This window comes from Bradyrhizobium sp. (genome assembly GCF_030693485.1).
Lineage (GTDB): Bacteria > Pseudomonadota > Alphaproteobacteria > Rhizobiales > Xanthobacteraceae > Bradyrhizobium.
In genome coordinates this window covers 1-20,539 of the sequence record NZ_JAUYAN010000180.1, presented here as the reverse complement: position 1 = coordinate 20,539, position 20,539 = coordinate 1, and the positions used below count along the sequence as shown (strand labels likewise).

At 64.1% G+C, this 20,539-nt stretch carries 15 protein-coding genes; 3 read left to right on the top strand and 12 right to left on the bottom strand.

Annotated features, from left to right (window positions below; genetic code table 11):
- Positions 1-100: 100 nt before the first annotated feature.
- On the top strand, positions 101-1,837 hold the full coding sequence (locus tag Q8N40_RS13240; protein WP_305322844.1) for an FAD-dependent oxidoreductase: 1,737 nt from the start codon (positions 101-103) through the stop codon (positions 1,835-1,837).
- Between the two features lie 55 nt (positions 1,838-1,892).
- Here Q8N40_RS13240 and Q8N40_RS13235 read toward each other — a convergent pair whose 3' ends face one another.
- Genes Q8N40_RS13235 through Q8N40_RS13205 form a run of 7 tightly spaced genes read right to left on the bottom strand, consistent with a single transcriptional unit; the run spans position 1,893 to position 13,191 of the window.
- Positions 1,893-5,213 carry a carboxyl transferase domain-containing protein gene (locus tag Q8N40_RS13235; RefSeq protein WP_305712141.1) on the bottom strand — a complete coding sequence of 1,107 codons (3,321 nt, stop codon included), beginning with the start codon at positions 5,211-5,213 and terminating at the stop codon, positions 1,893-1,895.
- Between the two features lie 19 nt (positions 5,214-5,232).
- Entirely contained in the window at positions 5,233-6,117 is an 885-nt protein-coding gene (locus Q8N40_RS13230) for an ABC transporter permease (RefSeq protein WP_305712140.1), read from the bottom strand.
- Positions 6,114-7,070: an ABC transporter permease gene (locus tag Q8N40_RS13225; protein ID WP_305712139.1), complete on the bottom strand. Its 957-nt coding sequence runs from the start codon at positions 7,068-7,070 to the stop codon at positions 6,114-6,116. Before Q8N40_RS13225 ends, Q8N40_RS13230 begins: the two co-directional genes overlap by 4 nt.
- Before the next feature lie 3 nt (positions 7,071-7,073).
- Positions 7,074-8,633, bottom strand: coding sequence for an ABC transporter substrate-binding protein (locus tag Q8N40_RS13220; RefSeq protein ID WP_305712138.1), 1,560 nt, complete (start codon positions 8,631-8,633; stop codon positions 7,074-7,076).
- A 24-nt stretch (positions 8,634-8,657) separates the two neighbouring features.
- On the bottom strand, positions 8,658-9,665 hold the full coding sequence (locus tag Q8N40_RS13215) for an ABC transporter ATP-binding protein (RefSeq protein ID WP_305712189.1): 1,008 nt from the start codon (positions 9,663-9,665) through the stop codon (positions 8,658-8,660).
- Entirely contained in the window at positions 9,665-10,747 is a 1,083-nt protein-coding gene (locus tag Q8N40_RS13210; protein ID WP_371135690.1) for an ABC transporter ATP-binding protein, read from the bottom strand. The genes Q8N40_RS13215 and Q8N40_RS13210 overlap by 1 nt, the downstream gene beginning before the upstream one ends.
- The gene (locus Q8N40_RS13205; RefSeq protein ID WP_305712137.1) at positions 10,747-13,191 is read right to left on the bottom strand and encodes a CaiB/BaiF CoA-transferase family protein; all 2,445 of its coding nucleotides are present in this window, start codon (positions 13,189-13,191) and stop codon (positions 10,747-10,749) included. Before Q8N40_RS13205 ends, Q8N40_RS13210 begins: the two co-directional genes overlap by 1 nt.
- A 300-nt stretch (positions 13,192-13,491) precedes the next feature.
- Between Q8N40_RS13205 and Q8N40_RS13200 the strand changes: the two genes are divergently transcribed.
- Both Q8N40_RS13200 and Q8N40_RS13195 read left to right on the top strand, forming a co-directional pair.
- Positions 13,492-14,292, top strand: a complete 801-nt coding sequence (locus Q8N40_RS13200; protein WP_305712136.1) for an SDR family NAD(P)-dependent oxidoreductase — start codon at positions 13,492-13,494, stop codon at positions 14,290-14,292.
- Positions 14,293-14,402: 110 nt separating this feature from the next.
- Complete coding sequence (locus tag Q8N40_RS13195) at positions 14,403-16,043, top strand: NAD(P)/FAD-dependent oxidoreductase (RefSeq protein WP_305712135.1); 1,641 nt, start codon at positions 14,403-14,405, stop codon at positions 16,041-16,043.
- Positions 16,044-16,123: 80 nt separating this feature from the next.
- Here the strand turns inward: Q8N40_RS13195 and Q8N40_RS13190 are convergent, their stop codons facing one another.
- From Q8N40_RS13190 to Q8N40_RS13170, 5 genes are all read right to left on the bottom strand, one after another.
- Entirely contained in the window at positions 16,124-16,423 is a 300-nt protein-coding gene (locus Q8N40_RS13190) for an HU family DNA-binding protein (RefSeq protein WP_305322835.1), read from the bottom strand.
- Between the two features lie 208 nt (positions 16,424-16,631).
- Positions 16,632-17,090, bottom strand: a complete 459-nt coding sequence (locus Q8N40_RS13185) for a RidA family protein (protein ID WP_305712134.1) — start codon at positions 17,088-17,090, stop codon at positions 16,632-16,634.
- A gap of 22 nt (positions 17,091-17,112) precedes the next feature.
- Positions 17,113-18,780 carry an AMP-binding protein gene (locus tag Q8N40_RS13180; RefSeq protein WP_305712133.1) on the bottom strand — a complete coding sequence of 556 codons (1,668 nt, stop codon included), beginning with the start codon at positions 18,778-18,780 and terminating at the stop codon, positions 17,113-17,115.
- Between the two features lie 179 nt (positions 18,781-18,959).
- Positions 18,960-19,775 carry an alpha/beta hydrolase gene (locus Q8N40_RS13175; RefSeq protein WP_305712132.1) on the bottom strand — a complete coding sequence of 272 codons (816 nt, stop codon included), beginning with the start codon at positions 19,773-19,775 and terminating at the stop codon, positions 18,960-18,962.
- The gene (locus Q8N40_RS13170) at positions 19,772-20,272 is read right to left on the bottom strand and encodes a MarR family winged helix-turn-helix transcriptional regulator (RefSeq protein ID WP_305712131.1); all 501 of its coding nucleotides are present in this window, start codon (positions 20,270-20,272) and stop codon (positions 19,772-19,774) included. Before Q8N40_RS13170 ends, Q8N40_RS13175 begins: the two co-directional genes overlap by 4 nt.
- Positions 20,273-20,539 lie beyond the last annotated feature (267 nt).

Genomic DNA, 20,539 nt, shown 5'->3' with positions numbered 1-20,539 from the left:
TCCATTGTTAGCCAGTTCGATCCCGGCTGTCAGCAGGCGCGACAGCATGGGTGATGCTATTGTAGGTTCGGATGGAAACGACAAGAACCGGGAGAGTCGCGTGACTGACGGCGTGCGCACTGGCGCAGACACTACCTACGAATGCGACGTGCTCATCGTCGGCTCCGGCTGCGCCGGCATGTCCGCCGCCGTCACCGCCGGCCACGCCGGTCTCAAGGTCCTCATCGTCGAGAAGGAGCCGCGCTTCGGCGGCACTACGGCGCGTTCCGGCGGCTGGCTCTGGATACCCGGAACGTCGCTGGCGCGGGACTGGGGCATCAACGAAAGCCCGGACCAGGCGCGGACCTATCTGCGGCACGAAGCCGGCAACAGTTACGATGCCGCCCGGGTCGACGCTTTTCTGACCGCCGGGCCCGAGGCGGTCGACTTCTTCACCACAAAAACGGCGCTGCGATTCGACATGCCGCTGGTGTTTCCCGACTATCACGCCGAAGCCCCCGGCGGCACGCAGGGCGGCCGCTCGATGGTGACGCGGCCGTTTGACGGCCGCGAACTCGGGCCGCATATCCAGACGCTCGGCGCGCCGCTGCCGGAATTGACCGTGTTCGGCATGATGCTGGGATCGGGCAAGGAGATCATCCACTTCATGCGCGCGACCAAATCGCTGACCTCGGCGGTCTATGTCGCCAAGCGGCTGTCCCGCCATTTGATGGATGTGATGCGCCATGGCCGCGGCATGACGCTCACCAACGGCAACGCGCTGGCCGGACGGCTGGCGAAATCCGCCTTCGACCTCAACATACCCTTGTGGCTGTCCTCTCCGGTCCGCGAGCTGATCGTCGAGGACGGCGCGGTACGCGGCGGCCTGGTCGAACGCGAGGGACGGCTGGTTCGCGTCCATGCCAAACGCGGTGTGATCCTGGCCTGCGGTGGATTCCCGCATGACGTCGCAAGGCGCAAGGCGATGTTCCCGCATGCCCCTGATGGTACCCAGCATTACTCACCCGGTCCTGCCGGCAACACCGGCGACGGACTGCGCCTGGCGGAAGCGGTCGGCGGGCGCGTCGAGGACACGCTGCCGAATGCCGCCGCATGGGTGCCGGTGTCGGTCACCACACGGAAGGACGGCAGCAGTGGCGTGATGCCGCATTTCATCGATCGAGCCAAGCCCGGCGTGATCGCTGTGATGCGCGACGGCGCGCGCTTTGCCAACGAGGGCAATTCCTATCACGACTTCGTCCAGGCGATGATGAAGGCCGCCAAGCACGGTGAGGAGATCGCCGCCTTCCTGATCTGCGATCACAAGACCCTGCGCAAATACGGCCTCGGCTGCGTGCCGCCGTTTCCGATGCCGATCGGGCATCACGTCAGGACCGGCTATCTGATGCGCGGCGCTACGCTGGCGGAACTGGCAGCGCAGGCCGGTATCGATGCGCGGGGGCTGGAGGCGACGATTGCGCAGTTCAACGCGTCGGCGGCGACCGGACAGGACACCGCCTTCGGCAAGGGATCGCGGGCCTACAACCGCTTTCAGGGCGATGCCCTGAATGGACCGAATCCCTGCATCGGCCCGATCGAGCAGGGTCCGTTCTACGCCATCAAGATGGTGATCGGCGATCTCGGCACCTATGCCGGCATCAAGACCGACGAGAATGCCCGTGCGCTGAACGCAGATGGGCGCCCGATCGACGGGCTCTATGCCGCCGGCAACGACATGGCGAGCATCATGGGCGGCAACTATCCTGGCGCCGGGATCACGCTCGGACCCGCGCTGACCTTCGGCTATATCGCTGGCCGGCATATCGCGGATACATCGAAGCCGATGAAGGCATGCTAAGTGACCGAAGCCCAGACGAACTGCCGCTTCGACACGCCGGGCATGCAAATCGATCCTACCAGGCATCGATACAGGGGCGCTTGCGGTGGCTGCGCGGCGCGGGCTTCGGCACCGACTGGAGGCCGGCCATGATCCAGCGCCGGGTTTCGGCCGGATCGATCACTTCGTCGATCTCCAGCACCGATGCGATCGAGGTTGCCTTGCCGTTGGCATAGAGCTCCGCGACCTTGGCCTGATAGTATTTCTCCCGCTCGCCCGGATCCGATATCGCTTCCATTTCCTTGCGGAAGCCGAGCCGCACATAGCCTTCCAGCCCCATGCCGCCGAATTCGCCGGTCGGCCAGGCCACGGTGAAGAAGGAAGCGTGGAAGCCGCCGCCTATCATCGATTGCGCGCCGAGGCCATAACCCTTGCGCAGCACGATGCCGAACAGCGGCACGGTGAGGCTGGCCCCGGTCACGAACATGCGCGCGACATGGCGCACGATCGCGGTCTTCTCGGCCTCGGGTCCCACCATGAAGCCGGGCGTATCGCACAGCGACACGATCGGGATGTCGAAGGCATCGCACAGCTGCAGGAAGCGGGCGGCCTTGTCCCCGGCCGGCGCGTCGATCGCGCCGCCGAGATGCTTTGGGTTGTTGGCGATCAACCCGAACGGCTTGCCTTCGATGCGAATGAAGGCCGTGATCATGCCGACACCAAAGTCCCGGCGTATCTCCAGCACCGAGCCTTCGTCGGCCAGCAGATCGATGACATTGCGGATGTCGTAGACGCGCAGCCGGTTCTCGGGGATGGCGCGCCGCAGCAGGCGCTGATCCGGCGCCTTCCATTCGGCGAGGGCACCCTGAAAATAGGACAGGTATTTTTGCGCCGCGCTGGTGGCCGCCTCCTCGTCCTCGACCAGAATGTCGATCACGCCGTTCGGCGACTGGAACGACACTGGCCCGACATCGGCGGGGTGATAGACGCCGAGGCCGCCACCCTCGATCATCGCCGGCCCACCCATGCCGATCGATGCATTCTGCGTCGCGATGATGACATCGCAGCAGCCGAGCATCGCGGCATTGCCGGCGAAGCAATAGCCGGACACCACGCCCACGACGGGCACCAGTCCGGACAGCTTTGCAAATTGCACGAAGGATGGCCCGTCAAGACCGGTCATGCCGAGCCTGTCGGTATCGCCCGGGCGGCCGCCGCCGCCTTCGCCATAAAATACCAGCGGCATCCGCCACTGCTCGGCAAGGCCCAGCATGCGGTCGATCTTCTTGTGGTTCATGTGACCCTGGGTGCCCGCCAGCACGGTGTAGTCGTAGGAGATCACCATGCAACGCGCGTCATGGGCGCCGAACTTCCCGGCGTTGACGGTGGCGACGCCGGCAATCAGCCCGTCGGCGGGCGTGTTCCTGATGAGGTCTTCGACCTTGCGCCGGCGCCGCTGGGCGGCGATCGCCAGCGAGCCGTATTCGACGAAGGACCCATCGTCGACCAGCTGTGCGATATTTTCCCGCGCGGTTCGCTGGCTGGTCTTGCGCCGGCGCGCGACCGAGGCCGGGCGGTTGGCGTCAAGCGTGATGGCATGCCGCGCAATCAGCTCCGCCAGGTCGGGCCTGATGTGGTCGAGATCAACGGCAGCTTCTTCGGCGGCCTCATCGCCTGCGACTTCGGCGGGTTCGAGGAACAGGATGGTCTCGCCGTGCATCAACGTCGTGCCGTTTCCGGCGACGATCTTTGTCACCTTGCCACCGTGTGGCGCTGCGACGAGGTGTTCCATCTTCATGGATTCGAGGATGGCGATCTGCTGACCCGGACGAACCATATCGCCTTCCGCCACCTCGATCGCGACGATGGTGCCCTGCAACGGCGCCGGTACCGCCACTGATCCCACCGGAGCGGCCGCGGGATCGCCGGCTTTGGAGGTGGGAGCCGCTCCGCTCGCGCCCTCCGAGCTGGCGAAGAACAATGGCCGGGCCATGTCCCTGGACGAGCCGACCAGTGCGGCGACGTGGGTGTCGATAAAGCCGGTGCTGATGCGATTGCTGACAAAATCGGGATGCGCCAGCACCGCCTGGATGAACGGAATATTGGTGTCGACGCCGGCGATGCGAAATTCGCGCAAGGCGCGCGCGGCTTTCTGCACCACATCCGGCCAGCTCGGGCCAGGCGAATGAACGATGACCTTGGCCAGCAGGGAATCGAAGGCAGCACTGGTTTTGTACCCGGCATAACCGAAAGTATCGACCCGCACGCCCGGGCCGGACGGCGGATCGAACACACCGAGGGTGCCGCCGGTCGGCCTGGTCGCGCCCTTCTCGTCCATCACTTCCATGTTGATGCGAAGCTGCATGGCAAAGCCGCGCGGCGCCGGGACGTCGGATTGCGCAAGGCCGAGCGAGGCCAGGCTTGCACCGGCGGCAACCGCGAGCTGCGATTTGACCAGATCGATGCCGAGCACCTCCTCGGTCACGGTGTGCTCGACCTGCAACCGCGGGTTGGCCTCGATGAAGGCGAATGCAGGATCGCCAGAGGTGGTTTCGCCGTCGACCAGGAATTCGAAGGTGCCGAGATTGTCGTAGTGTGCCTCGGCTGCCAACTGCCGGGCGGCGGCGATGATGCGCGCGCGCAAGCCGTCGCTCAGGGTGGGGCTGGGCGCCACTTCGATGAGCTTCTGATTGCGGCGCTGGATCGTGCATTCGCGTTCCCACAGATGGCTGATCGCCCCAAAGTGGTCGCCGATGATCTGCACCTCGATATGGCGCGCCTTGCGGATAAGGCGCTCGACGTAGACGGCGTCATTGCCGAAAGCGGCCCTGGCCTCGGATTGGCAGCGCGCATAGGCTTCCTCCAGCCTTGAAGCGTCCTCGACGAAGCGCATCCCGCGCCCGCCGCCGCCGGCCACCGCCTTGATCATGACGGCGCCGCCGGCGCCGAGCGAGGCGAAGAAGGCCAGGGTCTCGTCCAGCGTGGTTGGGCCGCTGGTCCCTTCGATCACGGGCACGCCGCAACGCCTGGCGAGCGCCTTGGCCGCAATCTTGTCGCCGAACAGATCCAGCGCTTCGGGAGACGGTCCGACGAAAGCGATCCCCTCCTGCGCGCAACGCCGCGCCAGCTGCGAATTCTCGCTGAGAAAGCCATAGCCGGGATGCAGCGCGTCGCAATTGGCAGCCTTGGCGGCGGCGATGACCGCCTCGATATCGAGATAGGCGCGCGCGCCGCGGCCCGGGATCTCAACACTCTCGTCGGCGGCGCGGACGTGCAGCGACAGCGCGTCGTCCTGGGAGTGGATGGCGACGGTGGCAAGGCCGGCTTCGCCCGCGGCGCGGCTGATACGGATGGCGATCTCGCCGCGATTGGCGATCAGGAGTCGATGAAAGGGCATGAACGGTTCCGGTTAAAACTCAGCGATCCTTCATGGTGGGATCGAGCACGATGCGCAAGGACTCTCCCAGCGCGTTGAAGGCCAGTGAGACGACCAAAATGGCCAGGCCGGGCGCATACATCTGCTCCGGCGCAATCTCCATGTATTGATAGGCGCGGGCCAGCATCGCGCCCCAGCTCGGGTTGGGTGGCTGAATCCCGAGACCGAGGAAGCTGAGGCTGGCTTCCGCCAGCAGCGCGGCGGCCAGAAGCAGCGTCACCTGGACGATCACCGGCTGCAAGGCGTTCGGCAGCACGTGCTTCCACAGGATATGCAAGACCGGGGCGCCGAAGCAGCGGGACGCATCGACATAGAGTTCCTGGCGCACGATCAGCGTGCGCGCCCGCACGATCCGCGCCAGCGACGGAAACATCACGATGCCGACCGCGATCATGCCGTTGGTCAGGCCGATGCCGAGTGCTCCGGTCACCGCGATCGCCAGCACGATGGCCGGAAACGAGAGAAACGTATCGATCACACGGCTGATGACATCATCGGCCCAGCCGCCGAAGAAACCGGCCATCAATCCGATTGGCAAGCCGATGGCGACGGCGACGCTGACCGCCAGCAGGCTGGCATATACGGTGGCCGGCGCGCCCCAGATCAGCCGGCTGAAGATGTCGCGGCCGAGATCGTCGGTCCCGAGCAGGTGGTCCGGCCCGGGCGCCGCCAGCATATTGTTGACGTCCTGCGCCGTCGGCTGATACGGCGCGATCCACGGCGCGCCGACGGCGACGACGACCAGCCCAAGCAGCACGACAATCGCCAGCGCGGCGCGCAGATCCGACGCCAGCCACCTGACGAAACGGCTTGCGCGGCCTATCTTCGCCGGGTGGGGTCGGCCTGCCAGCGCGAGCTCGGTCATTGCTCGATCCTCGGATCGACCGCCGCGCACAGCAAGTCGGCGATCAAATTGACCGTGATCACGACGATCACCATGGTGAACACCACGCCCTGCACGATCGGGAAATCGCGCTGAATGGCGCCGCGCACGATCAGGCTGCCGAGGCCGGGAATCGCGAACACCGCTTCGATGACGACGGTCGCCGCCAGCATCCGATTGACCAGCAGGCTGATGATGGTGAACAGGTTGACGCTGACGTTCTTGAGGCCGTGCTGCCAGAGGATCCGCGTCATCGAGAGCCCCTTGGCGTGCAGTGTCCGCACATATTGCGACGACAGCACTTCCAGCAGTGAGCCCCGCAACTGCCGCGCCACCTCGGCCATCCCGTAGGCAGCGATGGCGATTCCCGGCAGCAACGCATGCCGGATCGCTTCCAGCGGCGACACTCCGAAGGATTTCGCCCCGGTGGCCGGCAGCCAGTTCAGTTTCAGCGAGATTTCGGCAACCAGGATCATGGCGAGCCAGAAACCGGGTATCGCCACGCCGAGCGAGGCGATCATGCTGACGATCTTGTCGACCCAGCCGTTGGGCTTGATCGCCGCCACGATGCCCATCGGAATTCCCGTGGCCAGCGCCAGCAACAACGCGATGGCGACGATCAGCAGCGTGTTCGGAAAGGCCCTCGAGATCGAGGTTGCGACTTTCTCACCCGACAGCAGCGATTGCGACAGATCGCCTTGCACGGCATTGCCGAGCCAGGCGCCGTATTGCACCAGGAAAGGCCGGTCGAGGCCATATACCCGCCTGATCTCGGTAATGCGCGCATCGGTGGCGTTATCGCCTGCCAGCGTCACCGCGATGTCGCCGGGCACCAGTTTGAGCAGCGAGAACACCATGAAAGTCGCGAGCAGGATCACCGGCAGCGCCTGCAACAGGCGGCTGCCGATGACTTTTGCCGGACTTCGTCGCGCCATCCCCTAGCTCTCCAGCCAGACGTCGTCGTATTTCGGCTTGCCAAGCAGGTTCGGCCTGTAGCCTTGCACTTTCTTGTTCATCGCCACCAGTTCGTACTGGAATGCCAGCGGCACCACGAAGGCATTGTCCATCACCAGCCGTTGCACCGTGGCAAACGCCTTGCGGCGTATCTCGATGTCTTCGGAGGCGCGCGACTCCTTGATCGCAGCCTCCAGTTCCGGCGGAACCGGCGCCCTGCCGCCATTGAAATACGCATCCTTGGTGAACATCAGCGCATAGGTCAGGCTCGGATCCGGCCGGCCGGTCCAGGCGGCGAGCAGCCCGGAGCCACGTTTCTCGGCGCCGAAAAACGCACCTGCCGCCTCGGCAACCGGTGCGTTGATGAAGCGCAGGCCGATACCGACCTTGCGGAGTTGCTCGATCAGGATCTCCTGACGCTGAACCGAATCCTGATCGGGATAGCTGCCGATCTCGATCGTCGTTCCCTCCTTGAAACCCGCTTCTGCCAGCAGCTTGCGCGCCTTGTCGGGATCATAGGAATAGAGCCCGGCGACCGACTTGTCGTAGGCCCAATGCGATTTCGGCAGGTTCATGTAGGCGGGTTCGGCGAGGCCCGCGAGCGACGCCTTGACGAAAGCTTCCCGATCGATGCCAAAGTTGATGGCCTTGCGGATCCGGATATCGTCGAATGGCGGCTTCGCCCAGTTCAGGAAGATCTGAAAGACATAGAGTGTCGGCCCGTTGACGACCTTGAGCGTGTTCGAGCGATCCACGACGACCTTCTGGCGCGGCGGCAGCTGGTAGATCAGGTCGTTTTGCCCCGCAGTGACCGAGCGCACTCCCGTCGTCAGTTCGGGAATGATCGCAAACTCGATACCATCGGGGTAAGGCCGGTTTGCTTTCCAGTATTTTTCATTGCGCTTGACCACGATCCGTTCGCCGTCCGCCCAGCTGACAAAGGCATAGGCGCCGGCGCCGACCGGCGTACGCGTCAGATTGCCGGCCGCGCTCGCCTTGACGGCGGCGGGCGAGACCATCATCCCGGCCCGGTCGCTGAGGATGCCGGGCATTGCGGCGTCGGGCGTATTGAGCTTCAGCGTGACCTGCATCGGACCGGTGACGGCCACGGACGCCATGGTCGCGAGGTCGGCCTTGATGTTCGATTTCGGGTCGGTCTTGTTGCGCTCGAAGTTGAACTTGACCGCTTCGGCGTCGAGCGGCGTGCCGTCGTGAAAGGTGACGCCCGGCCGGATGTTGAGTACGAAGGTCGTCGGATCGGTGAAGCTCCAGCTTTCAGCGAGGCCCGGCCTCGGCTTCAGGGTGTCGAAGTCCCACTCGGTCAGTGTATCGTACATGGTGAACAAGAAGGCGTGATCCGAGCCGGCGCCGCCGGTGGCCGGATCAAGGCTCGAGGGGTTGGTGAAAGCCGAGACGCGCAGGATGCCGCCGCGCTTCGGCGCAGCCTGCGCGCGGGCATCGCCGCCGAGCGCGACACCGGCTACGGCGCCCGAAAGCAATGCCATTGCCTCGCGGCGCGTTGTCCAAATCGCTTTCGTGGTCATGGCGTAGTCCTCCATCGAACGTGACTATTGCGGGCTCGGCGAAAAATTCGGGCGGTCGGCGAAATGGCAGGCGACCCAGTGATCGGGCTCGAGTTCGCGCCACGCCGGAGTCTGTTCCGCGCAGAGCGATTGCGCATACTGGCAGCGGGTGCGGAAGCGGCATCCCGAGGGCGGATCGATCGGGCTCGGTATTTCTCCCTGCAGGATGATGCGGCGATCGCTGCGCATGGTCGAGGGCAGCGGCAGCGGTTCCGCCGACAGCAGCGCCTGGGTATAGGGATGCAACGGCCGTCCGGAAACGCTCTCGGTCGGGCCGAGTTCGACGAAGCGGCCGAGATACATCACCGCGATGCGGTCGCTGATGTGGGATACCACCGACAGATCATGCGTGATGAAGACGTAGGTCAGCCCGAGGTCGCGCTGCAGTTCGGCGAACAGATTGAGCACGTCGCCGCGGATCGACATATCGAGCGCCGCGACGACCTCGTCGCACACGATCAGCTTCGGCCGCAGCGTGAGCGCGCGCGCAATGATCACGCGCTGCTTCTGCCCGCCGGACAGCTGGTGCGGATAGCGTTCGCCCAGTTCCTGAGGCAGGCCGACGCGCTCCATGGCCTCCCGCGCCCGCGACAGGCGCTCGGCCTTGGTCCCGGCGCCCGCGAGTTCGAGCGGCTCCAGCACGGACGATATGATCGTCATGCGGGGATTCAGCGCCGCATTGGGATCCTGGAAGATGATCTGGTAATCGCGGCGATGGCGCTGGAATTGCCTGCGCGGCAATGCCTGTGGATCGACGCCATTATGCAGGATGGCGCCCGCGGTCGGCTTCAGCAGAAACACCAGCGCTCGGCCGATCGTGGTCTTGCCCGATCCGGATTCGCCGATGATCCCGAACGTCTCGCCGCGACGGACATCGAAGGAGACGCCATCGACCGCCTTCACGGTTGCACGACGGTCCATGGTCTGAAAGCCGACTTCGAGGTTTCGCACCGAGACGATCGGATCCGCCTTGCCGTCGCTGGCCAAGGGCATCATTGCCTGATGACCCTTCCCGCGATCGGCGCCGAGGCAGCGTGCTGCAAGGCGCCAGGCAGTTCGAGTTCCCTGAAACGCCAGCAGCGCACCTTGCGGCCGTCCCCGGCGTCAAGCAATTCCTGCTCCGCTTCACAGCCGGCTATCGCATGCGGACAGCGCGCCTTGAAGCGACATCCGTCGGGCATTTCGGCAATGGAGGGAACCCGGCCGGGGATCGAGGGCAACTTGCCGAGGCGCGGGCTCAAATGCGGCAGCGAGCGCAGCAGGCCGGATGTATAGGGATGCAGCGGCCGGACCAGCGCGGCGTCGACCGCGGCATCCTCGATCACCTCGCCGGCATACATCGTGATCATCCGCGTACAGGTCTCGGCGACCACGCCAAGATCATGGGTAATCAGCATCAGCGCGGTCTTCGATGTTTCGCTCAGGTTTCGCAGCAGATCGAGAATCTGCGCCTGCACGGTGACGTCGAGTGCGGTGGTCGGCTCGTCGGCGATGAGGAGCTGCGGCCCGCAGATCAGCGCCGCCGCGATCATGACGCGCTGGCGCATGCCTCCGGAGAGCTGATGCGGATATTCGTCAATTCGGCGCTCGGGCGACGCGATGCCGACGCGGCGCAGCATATCGATGGTCTGCGCTCGCGCCGCTTCCTTGCTGACATCGGTGTGAATCCGCAGCGTCTCGGCGATCTGGTGTCCGACGGTGAACACGGGATCGAGCGCGCTCATCGGCTCCTGAAAGATCATTGCGATCCGGCGTCCGCGTATGGCGCGCATCGTCCTGGTGCTGCACGAGGCCAGATCGATATCGTCGAACATGATCGAGCCGTCCAGGCGGGAAAGATTATTCGGCAACAGGCGCAGGATCGAAAGCCCGGTGATGGTCTTGCCGCAACCGCTTTCACCGACGATTCCGACGCGCTCGCCCGGCGCGATGTCGAAATTGATCTTGCGCGTCGCCTGCCAGACCCCCTGTGCAGTCTTGAAACGAATGCCCAGCCCACGCACCGACATCAACGCCTGCTGGCTGCCAGCGGCGACCGCTTCCGGTATGCGCTCTGCCGGATCAGCCGTTTCCATCAGCCTGCCACCCGTTTCTTCGTTGTCACGAGTTGTTCTTCCATCAGCATCTCGGTGCCGATAATGCCGTCACGCGCCAACTGGTCGATCTCGGCGGCGGACAGTCCAAGCATGCCCGCGAGGATTTCATGGTTATGCTCGCCGAGCGTCGGCGGGGCGGAGCGAATCTCAAACGGCCGGTCGGTTTCACGGAACGGCATCGATGGCTGCGGGTGCCGGCCGATGAAGGCGCGATCGATCTCCTGAATAAATCCGCGCGCATGCAATTGCGGATCTGCCAGAAGCTCGATCGGCAGCCGTGCCACGCCCGATGCGACGCCGGCGGACTGCAATGCATTCATGGCGTCGTCAGGTGTCCGCGCTGACGCCCAGGCGGCGATGGCCGCCTCGATCTCGTTCTCGATCCGGCGCCGCGCCGTGGCGCTCTTCAGGGCTTCATCCGCGACCCAATCCGAGCGGCCCAGCAGCTTGCAGAGCTTGGGCCACATCGCATCGCTGGAAATGGCGACCACGATCCAGTTATCGCTGCCGGCGCAAGGAAAGCAGCCGTGCGGCACAAAATCCGGATGGCGGTTGCCGTATTTGGCGGGGACCCTGCCGTCGATCGAATGCGCGGTTATCCAGGGTGCGGCGAACGGCATCATGCATTCGATCTGCGCGAGATCGATGAACTGGCCCTTGCCGGTCAACCTCGCATGGATCAGGGCGGTCAGCACCGCGGCACAGCCATTCAGCCCGCCGACGGCGTCGCCGAATGCGATGTGGCTCATGACCGGCGGCCCATTGGCATCGCCGACGACACTCGGCAGGCCGGAGCCCTGTTCGAGCGTCGAGCCATAGGCGCGGCAATCGCGGTGGATGCTCCCGGTGCCGAACGCCGACATCGACATCATCACCAGCTTTGGATTGAGCTGGTGCAGCACCTCGTAGCCGAGCCCAAGCTTCGGCAGTACCTCGACCGAGTAGTTGTCGACGACGAGATCGGCGTCCGCGAGCAGCCGCTTGGCCAGCTGCAGGCCCTGCGGCCTGGTCAGATCCAGCGTAATGCCGCGCTTGTTGCGGTTCATGATGCAATAGCGCACCGACTTCTCGTACATTCGTTCGAGAACGTAGGCCGGACGCCGGTCGACACCGCGCCACCAGTCCGGATACTGGATCGCCTCGATCTTGATGACGTCGGCGCCGAGATCGGCCAGCGTGCGCGTGCAGATCGGACCGGCCCAGCCCATCGAGAAATCGATCACGCGCACGCCGTCGAGAGGCAGGCGCTTTGTCGCCTCGACGGCGGGCGTCGCAGCGCGCGCGGCCGCACCGCCGGGGTGAGCCATGACGGGCTGGGCCTCACCGATGTCAGGCACGGACCCACCGCGCCGCGGCGGCGTGCCGGTCAATCGCTGCATGGAACCCGCGGTAAACCCGGTCTCGTTGCCGATCGTGATCGGGACGATGGCGCCGCGCGATCGCTTCTCCGCATCGCCGATCAGATCGCCGATACCGGGCACCGGCACGATCGGGATCTTTCGTCGCAACGCCTCGGCGAACCATTCCTGCGCAGTGCGCTGCTTCAGCCTCGGAATGAACTTGCCCTCGATTTCTTCCATGCGCTGCAGCCGATCGACGCCCATGGACAGCGTGGCGTCGTCGCGCAGGTCGTGGAGTCCGAGCATCTCGCAGAAGGCGCGCCATTGCGCGGGGGTCACCGTGGTAACACCAAGCCAGCCTTGTTTGGTTTCATAGATGCCGACGGGAAAGGTCGGCCAGAAGCGGTTGACGCCGATCCGCCGCATGATGTCGCCGTGCACGAACGATTCGAACATGGTGTATTCGGTGACGGCGATGCTCGATTCGAAAATGCTGAGCGAACTGGAACGGCCATGTCCGTCCTGCATACGGCCGAACACCGAGGATGCCGCTGCGATGAAACCCCAAAGGCCGGCGAAGATGCCGGTCTGGAAATCCGGCGCATGCATCGGCGGTCCCTCGACCGGACCGACCAGCTTGATCAGGCCCGTCAGCGCACGGATCGTCGAGTCCGTGGCTTCGAACTTCGCATATGGTCCTTCACGGCCGAACCAGCTGACATCGAGATGAATGAGGCCGGGATTTTTCTGCCTGAGCGCGGCAAGATCGAATGCCGGACAATCCGCCGCGTCGACCTCGCGGCCGTCGATCAGCACATCGCAGTTGGCTATCAACTCGGTCAGGCGCGCCGGGGCACCGGCATCACGGGGATCGAGTACAATGCTGGACTTGTTGAAATTCAGGAACGCGAACCAGGCGCTCTGGCCCTTCGGCGTCAATGGCGCGGTGCGGCGAAGCGGATCACCCTGCGGCGGCTCGATCTTCTCAACGGTCGCACCGAAGTCCGCGAACAGCCGGGCGCAGTAGCTCGCCGCCGCCGCGCTTCCGATCTCGACAATTCGCAGATGCGACAACGCCTCCATCACGCTCCCTCATTCCCGGATGACCAGAGCGCTTCGCGTCCAGTTTCGCTTTGTTGTTGCCGGACATGAAACCTTGGTTGGTTTGCGATGCAAGCGGAATTTTGTTCCGTGCTACGGAATTGGCGCGGGCTCCTCCAACTTCGCTCCGAATGCCGATTGTGCGACGATGGAAAGCAGAGCAAATTCCTTTCTCCTGATCTCAGTGCGCCGTGGTCCGCGTACTCGCCACCATGCAGATCGACGATGAACCGACTTACAAAGAGGTACTGCAACAGTACCCGACTCCGGGAGTGAACTGACATGCGTCTTAGAGATCGCGTTGCCATCGTCGTCGGTGCCGGCCAAAGCCCCGGGGAAGGCATCGGCAACGGCCGCGCCACCGCCCTGACCTTCGCGCGCGAAGGCGCTCGCGTGCTGTGCGTGGATCACAATCTCAGATCGGCCCAGGAAACGGTCGACATGATCGGCGCCAGTGGCGGCACGGCGGCGGCCTTCCGGGCCGACGTTACCAACAATGCCGAGATCGAGGCCATGGTAGCGGATGCGCACACCCGCTGGAGCCGCATCGACATCCTGCACAACAATGTGGGAGTCAGCATCGCGGGCGGCGACGCCGAACTGCTCGATTTCACCGAGCAGGCGCTCGAACGCTGCGTGGCCATCAACCTCAAGAGCTGCATCTTCGCCGCCAAGCATGTCATCCCGATCATGCGCCAGCAGAAAGGCGGGACCATCATCAACATCTCCTCGATGGCCGCCATCACCACCTATCCCTACGTCGCCTACAAGGCGACCAAATCGGCGATGATCGCCTTCACCGAACAGCTCGCCTACCAGAATGCCCAGTACGGTATCCGCGCCAACGTCATCCTGCCCGGCCTGATGAACACGCCGATGGCGGTCGACACCCGCGCCCGCGAGTTCAAGAAGAGCCGCGCCGAGGTTGAGGCCGAGCGGGACGCGAAGGTGCCGTTGCGCGGCAAGATGGGCACCGGCTGGGACGTCGCCAACGCGGCCCTGTTCCTGGCCTCGGACGAGGCCAGCTTCATTACCGGCGTGACGCTGCCGGTGGATGGCGGCGCGAGCGTGCGGCGGGGTTAGGCTGGCGCATGGCCCCATTGGCGCAACGGGCGTTGCACGAAGCCCGTCACGCTGATTAGCCTGCCGGCGAACAGCCGACCGGCTACATCGCCCGCAGGGAGAGACAGCACATGGCCGCCACGCACGAAGCCAGAGCCCCAGGCGCCGCGGTTCCGGCTCCCGACTTCGACGCCATCATCATCGGGGCGGGCATGTCGGGCATGTACCAGCTGCACCGGTTGCGCCAACAGGGCCTGCGGGTGCGGGTATTCGAGGCCGGCACCGGCGTCGGCGGCACCTGGTACTGGAACCGCTATCCGGGCGCGCGTTTCGATTCCGAAAGCTACTCCTACGGCTATTCCTTTTCGCAGGAATTGCTGGAGGAATGGGACTGGTCGGAGCATTTCGCCGGACAGCCGGAGACGCTGCGATATCTCAATCATGTCGCTGACAAGTTCGACCTGCGCCGCGACATTCAGTTCCGCAGCCTGGTCACCGCAGCGATCTGGGTCGAGGACACCCGCAGCTGGACCATCACGCTGCAGGACGGCAGCCAGTTCCGCGCCCGCTTCCTGATCACCGCGATCGGTCCGCTCTCCGCGCCTACCTTGCCACGGATCGAAGGCGTGGACTCGTTCAAGGGCCAGTCGTTCCATACCGCCCGATGGCCGCACGAGCCCGTCGACTTCACAGGCAAGCGCGTGGCGGTGATCGGTACCGGCGCCACCGGCGTGCAGACCATCCAGACGATCGCCGGAAGCGTCGGCCACCTCACCGTGTTTCAGCGCACGCCGAACTGGTGCGCGCCGCTGCACAACGGCAAGATCGATGCCGAGACGCAGAGCAGGATCAAGGCCGGCTATCCCGAGATGTTCAGGCGATGCCAGGAAACCTTTGCCTGTTTCATCCATACCCCGGATCCGCGCGGGACCTTCGAGGTGTCCGACGATGAGCGCGAAGCCTTCTTCGAGAAACTCTATGCCGAGCGCGGCTTTGGCATCTGGCAGGGCAATTTTCGTGACATCCTGATCGACCGGAAAGCCAACGCCCTCATCAGCGATTTCGTGGCGCGCAAGATCCGTCAGCGGGTGAAGGATCCACAGATTGCGGAAAAGCTGATCCCCGGGAATCATGGCTTCGGCACGAGGCGGTTGCCGCTGGAGACTTTCTATTACGAGGTCTACAACCGGGACAATGTCGAGCTGGTCGACATCACGGAGACGCCGATCGAGCGGATCACGCCGGAGGGTATCAAGACCAGCGACAGGGAATTCGAGTTCGACATCATCATCTACGCCACCGGCTTCGACGCCATCACCGGCAGTTTTGACAAGATCGATCTGCGCGGAGCCAACGGCGCGCGGCTGAAGGACCGATGGAAAAGCGGGCCGGAGACATTTCTCGGCGTCATGGTCGACGGTTTTCCCAACATGCTGATGCTGATGGGACCGCACACGGCGCTCGGCAATATCCCGCGCAGCATCGAATACAATGTCGATTGGGTGACGGGGCTGTTGAGCTACGCCAGGGAAACCGGCCTGACGCGTGTCGAAGCCACCCCATCGGGCGTGGCGTCCTGGACCGATCACGTCAAGGCGCTCGGCGTCGGCATGCTATCCAACGAGGTCAACTCGTGGATGACCGGGATCAACAGCAACGTGGAAGGCAAGCAGACCCGTATCGTCGCGCGCTACAGCGGCAGTGCACCCGCCTACCGCGCCAGATGCGACGAGGTGACGGCGCAGCGATATCAGGAGCTTGCGCTGGCTTAGGCGGCCGGCAGCCCGAATGCTGCCGGCGAAGCTCCAAAAGCCCGAAATGCAAAAGGTCCCGGGTGGGACCTTTTGAAGCTTTAGACCGCGTCTTTTGCCGCCTTGACGGGGCGCGCCCTGACGATCTTCCGGGCCGGCTTGGCCTTGAACGTCATGGCCTCGCCGGTGAAGGGGTTGGTGCCCTTGCGCGCCTTGGTGGCGGGCTTCTTGATCACCACGAACTTGGCGAATCCGGGAACGAGGAACACGCCGGACTTCTTGAGCTCTTTGTAACCGATGGTCGCCAACGTCTCGAGCACGCCCTTGACGTCCTTCTTGGCGATTTCGTTCTCGGCAGAGATCTTTTCGATCAGCTGCGACTTTGTCATTTGTACTGCCATTTGGGCTCCTGTAAGTTGATTCGCATCGCAGACAGTATTGGGAATCTAGCGTAAAAACCGCGTATTTCGCGATCTGCACAGTTTTGTTGCTGCGCCAGATAGCCCCTGCCCGCTTCGCCTGCTGCTTCAGCCGCGAGGTTCAACTCGCCGAATCAGCAGTCCTGCAGGCTGAAAGTAACAAAACCGCGGCCGCCATGCGAAGATTCGTTCAACGGGGCACCACGGCGGTCGCCTCGATTTCGACTCTGGCCGTCTTTTCCACAAGGCGTACGACCTGGACCAGCGCCATGGCCGGATAGTGCGCACCGAAGATCTCGCGATAGGCCTGGCCCAGCAGCTTCAGGTTCGCCAGATACTCCTCGATATCGACGACGTACCAGGTCAGCCGAACGAGGTGTTCAGGCCGCGCGCCGCCCTCGCCAAGAATGGCCGAGATGTTGCTCAGGGTTTGACGGACCTGCGCGACAAAATCGGCCGGCAGATGTCCCTGGTTGTCCCAGCCGATCACGCCACCGGTCACCACGAGGCGGCCGTCGGCCGCCATGCCGTTGGCATAACCCTTCGGCGCCGGCCAGCCGGCCGGCTGCAGAATCTGAGGACCGGCGGCCGGCGTCTCGCCCTTGGCGATCGGCAGCACTGCAAGGGTGGGCGCTTTTGGCGTGCTCACGAACAGTTCTCCATCACATGCATCATTCGGCGGCCATGCCGGAGGATGGCGCGGCCGATCCGGCCTGAGCCATCTGCCGCAACGCAAATCGCTGAAGTTTGCCGGTCCCGGTCTTGGGCAATTGCGCGACGAATTCAACCGCGCGCGGATATTTGTATGGCGCGATCTCGCGCTTGACGTGATCCTGCAATTCGATCGCCAGCGCAGCATCTCCGTCGATGCCGGGAGCGAGCACCACATAGGCCTTGACGATCATGCCGCGCGCCTCGTCGGGTGCGCCGACGACGCCGCATTCGGCCACTGCCGCATGACCCAGCAACGCCGCTTCAACCTCGGGGCCGGCGATATTGTAGCCGGAGGACACGATCATATCGTCGGATCGGGCGACAAACGAAAAGCGGCCTTGCTCGTCGCGGACGAACGTATCACCGGTCAGGTTCCAGCCGTCGCGGACATAGTTCGATTGCCTGCTATCCGCGAGATAGCGGCATCCGGTGGGACCGCGAACCGCCAGCTTGCCTGATGTGCCCGGCGGCAATTCGTTCATGTCGGCATCGACGATTCTGGCTTCGTAACCGGAAACCGGACGCCCCGTGCTGCCGGCGACGGCGTCGCCGGTCCGGTTGGTGATGAAGATGTGCAGCAACTCCGTGCTGCCGATGCCGTCGAGAATGGTCTTGCCGGTCCTTCGGGTCCAGCTGTCGAACACCGGCGCCGGCAAGGTCTCGCCGGCCGAAACGGCAATACGCAGCGACGACAGATCGGCGCCCTTGTCCATCGCCGCCATCATCGCCCGATACGCCGTTGGCGACGTGAAGCAGATCGTCGCCTTGTAGGTCTCGATGATCTTGACGATCTCGGCGGGCGCCGCGTTCTCCAGCAGCGTCGCGGTGGCGCCGAACCGCAGCGGAAAGATCGCGAGCCCGCCCAGCCCGAACGTAAAGGCCAGCGGCGGCGATCCCACGAAGACGTCCTGCGGCGTGACCTTGAGCACTTCCCTGGCATAGCCATCCGCGACGATCAGGAGATCGCGATGGAAATGCATCGTCGCTTTCGGCTCGCCGGTGGTGCCCGAGGTAAATCCGAGCAGTGCCACATCGTCGCGACCGGTTCTGACCGCATCGAAACGGACCGGTTTGCTCAACGCTACCCGGTCCAGTTCGGCGTCATGGTTTGAGGTTCCGTCGAAATTCACCACCTGCTTGAGAAACCGGCTGGTCTTGGCGCAGGCGACCAGTTCGTCGGCGATGCGGCTGTCGGTCAGCGCAAGGCCGATCTCGGCCTTGTCGACGATTTTTGTCAGCTCGCCGGCGCGCAACATCGGCATGGTGTTGACGACGACGGCGCCGGCCTTGGTGGCCGCGAGCCATGCCGCGACCAGCGCCGGATTGTTGCCCGAGCGGATCAGGACGCGGTTGCCGGGCTTGACGCCGTAGTTCTCTACCAAGGCATGCGCCAGGCGGTTCGACCAGTCGGTCAGTTCCTTGTAGGTGCGCTGGCGGCCGTTGCCGATCAGCGCGACATGATCGCCGAACCCCTGCGCGACCATACGGTCGGTCAGCTCGACCGCGGCGTTGAGATAGTCGGGGTATTGAAACTCCGGCCGGTCGAGTACCAGCTCCGGCCAGTGCTCTGACGGCGGAAGATTGCGCCGCGCGAAATCATCAATGTGGCCTGACGGGCCCAGCAATCGACCTTCGTTTGGAATTCCACCTGACATTTCCATCGCCTCCATCGTCCCTGTATTCGGGATGAAAGGGTTGAGACCGATATCCAGGCCGTCCGGCAGCGGACCATTCCAAAACATTTTATACTTAAAGTAATTTGGCGCAAGAGCCCAGACCGGGGCCACGCCGTACTTTTTAAGAGCTAGCGGCTCGCCAGCTGCTTCAGCCGAAGCACCATCGGAGAACCGGGATCGGCGAGCGGGGCGATGGCGGTAAAATGGTTGGCGCCGGCGACCACGCCGAACCGTGTCGCGACGCCTGCTGCGCCCCAGGCATCGACGATGGTTCGGCTTTGCCGGAAATACTCGGCACTTTCGTTCTCGCCCACCACCGCATCGAGACTCTTGTCCGAGGGCGGACTCCAGAACAGCGGACTTGCCGCCCGGGCGGCCGCGGCATCGAGGTGCAAGGCGCGGTTGATCGACGTCTCGACCAGCGGCCCGAGATCGAACAGGCCCGAAATGCAATAGGCCGATGCGACGAGGTCCCGTGGCAGCGAAGCATCAACAGCCGGCCAGTCGGTCGCCAGCATGCAGGCCGCGAGGTGCCCGCCCGCGGAATGGCCGCTGACAACAAGGGTCTGACCCAGCCGCGCCAATTCGCGGCAGGCCTCCCGCATCTCACCGATGATGCTGTCGACGCTGACATCCGGGCAAAGGTCATAGCTCGGAATGGCAACGCCGATGCCATGGGCATTCAGCCCGCCGGCGAGATGGCTGAAGAACGAATTGTCCAGTGCCTGCCAGTAACCGCCATGGATGAAGACGACGATCGGCCCGTCATGGTTGCCGGGAAAGTAGTCGATCACATTGCGCGTGCCGGAGCCGTAGCGGACAAGGCGCGGCACGTGCCGCTCGCGATGGGCCACCGCGTCCCTCGCCCAGCCCGCGATCAAGGCGGGGTTTTCCGGAACGCGCGCCCGGTTGTTGTATTCGGCCTCATAGTCCGGAGCACTCACGCCTGAAGTGCCCGCTTTTGCGCGGACTTCTGCGCCGAGCCCTTGGTCTTGGCCAACAGCCGCATTAATTCGCGAACGTCCTTCGGCGAAAGATCCGAAAATATGTCGGCGATCCAGGTCTGGTGCTCCGCCGCCATCCGGCGAAATTCGGCGCGGCCGGCCTTGGTCAATCGGATCACCTGGACGCGCCGGTCGGTGTCCGAGGTGCGCCGGTCGAGGTGGCCGGACTCGACCAGCCGTTCGACCAGCCCGGTGACGTTGCCGTTGGAAACCATCATCCGTTTCGAGACATCGGACAACGTCATGCCGTCAGGCACCTTGTCGAGCTGGGCCATCAGATCGAAGCGCGGCAGGGTGACATCGAACCGCTCCCGCAGCCGGCCGCGCACCTCGCCCTCGATCAGGGTGGTGCAGGTCAGGAGGCGGAGCCACAGCCTGATCTCATCCCCGTGGTCCTCGGGAAGTTCGACGGCCTTGGTCTCTGAATCCAGAATCATGACGCCATCTTGTCTGATTTTCGGTCGCGAAATCCAAGCAGACCGCAGCTGGGCATCATTGTCCAGATTTCTTTAGGGTTCAAGTAATTGGCGCGCGGCTTGCATGGATCGCAATGTCGAGCGTTGTTGCTTGCAGCCGTCATCATCCTCGGAATAAGCTCACTTCCGAGGATTTGCCGTGGGATGGTTTCGGCTGCGGCCGAGTGAGGGAGTAGTCATGATGCAACCGTTGAAACTAGCGGGACTTAAACTGGCCTTGCTTCCGGT

Excerpts from the sequence above, each read along its gene's own strand:
- Q8N40_RS13235 (WP_305712141.1), bottom strand. The coding sequence starts at position 5,213 with ATGCCCTTTCATCGACTCCTGATCGCCAATCGCGGCGAGATCGCCATC.
- Q8N40_RS13230 (WP_305712140.1), bottom strand. The coding sequence starts at position 6,117 with ATGACCGAGCTCGCGCTGGCAGGCCGACCCCACCCGGCGAAGATAGGC.
- Q8N40_RS13225 (WP_305712139.1), bottom strand. The coding sequence starts at position 7,070 with ATGGCGCGACGAAGTCCGGCAAAAGTCATCGGCAGCCGCCTGTTGCAG.
- Q8N40_RS13220 (WP_305712138.1), bottom strand. The coding sequence starts at position 8,633 with ATGACCACGAAAGCGATTTGGACAACGCGCCGCGAGGCAATGGCATTG.
- Q8N40_RS13215 (WP_305712189.1), bottom strand. The coding sequence starts at position 9,665 with ATGCCCTTGGCCAGCGACGGCAAGGCGGATCCGATCGTCTCGGTGCGA.
- Q8N40_RS13210 (WP_371135690.1), bottom strand. The coding sequence starts at position 10,747 with ATGGAAACGGCTGATCCGGCAGAGCGCATACCGGAAGCGGTCGCCGCT.
- Q8N40_RS13205 (WP_305712137.1), bottom strand. The coding sequence starts at position 13,191 with ATGGAGGCGTTGTCGCATCTGCGAATTGTCGAGATCGGAAGCGCGGCG.
- Q8N40_RS13200 (WP_305712136.1), top strand. The coding sequence starts at position 13,492 with ATGCGTCTTAGAGATCGCGTTGCCATCGTCGTCGGTGCCGGCCAAAGC.
- Q8N40_RS13195 (WP_305712135.1), top strand. The coding sequence starts at position 14,403 with ATGGCCGCCACGCACGAAGCCAGAGCCCCAGGCGCCGCGGTTCCGGCT.
- Q8N40_RS13190 (WP_305322835.1), bottom strand. The coding sequence starts at position 16,423 with ATGGCAGTACAAATGACAAAGTCGCAGCTGATCGAAAAGATCTCTGCC.
- Q8N40_RS13170 (WP_305712131.1), bottom strand. The coding sequence starts at position 20,272 with ATGATTCTGGATTCAGAGACCAAGGCCGTCGAACTTCCCGAGGACCAC.